The sequence below is a fragment of the Noviherbaspirillum sp. ST9 genome, from assembly GCF_048799745.1.
Lineage (GTDB): Bacteria > Pseudomonadota > Gammaproteobacteria > Burkholderiales > Burkholderiaceae_D > Noviherbaspirillum.
The window spans coordinates 1-863 of sequence record NZ_JBLWFR010000047.1; the positions used below are offsets into that span (position 1 = coordinate 1).

1 protein-coding gene is annotated in these 863 nt (G+C 48.1%); it reads right to left on the bottom strand.

What is annotated here, in order from left to right; genetic code table 11:
* On the bottom strand, window positions 1-840 hold an 840-nt coding region (locus tag ACNOHI_RS24650; protein ID WP_420477370.1), incomplete at its 3' end, for a RagB/SusD family nutrient uptake outer membrane protein.
* Window positions 841-863: the final 23 nt, after the last annotated feature.

The following is an 863-nucleotide window of genomic DNA, read 5'->3' on the forward strand; positions in this document are numbered from 1 at the left end:
TCCCTGGTTTTGCTTGATCTCTTTTGTTACGTCTATAGTGGATTGCGGGATAGGGAAAATCCTCAGGTTTGGTGAAGAAGCCGGTTTTGCCGTGTAAGGCAGGTCGAACTTGCCAAAACGGATCATTTGCTGACGCCTGTACATCTCCCAATACATCTCGTAACCGATTTCCTTGTAAAGAATTGCTTCATCAATTGAATTGATGGCTGTTCCCGCAGCATTTCCGTAGAGCGCTTCTCTTTTTCTTGAAGTCCGCAGTCTGTTAATATCTGCTAAAGCCTGGGCCGTCATTCCTTTGCGAAGATAGGCCTCTGCTCTCATCGTGTAGATGCCTCCGAGACGGAAAAGGGGAATGTCAACTTTGCTCGGGCCGTTTCCGGCTTCCGGATCATACTCGAACTTAAAGACCCTGACACCCCTGTTAATCTGATTTTGAGCGAATATAGCCTGTGATGGGTTATCGAAGTTTAACTCAGGGGTGAAGTCCATACGTGTTTCAGTGCTCTTTTCCATATAAAGAGCAGACACTTTGATTCTGCCGTCAGCAGTCATTTCATATTTTCCGCCTGATGTAAGCTTCGGCCCGTACTGGGGCCCAACCATTATTCCCCGGTTAAAATGAAACCATGGCTGTCCGCCACTGTTGGGGACAATATCTGACGCCGGAACGCTTCCTTCGGAGTCGTTCATAAACCATGTGCCGTCACTGTACTGGTATTTTCTGGAAAACCTGGGATCGTCATGATTCCCATTCCAGGAGGCGTAGAATTCAGGAGTGGTACATGCTCCGTTTGTGCCCCTGGTTACCGGCGAAGGTCTTTGATTCCGTTCCACACACATATACCCAAAGTCGTTGTCGCCAT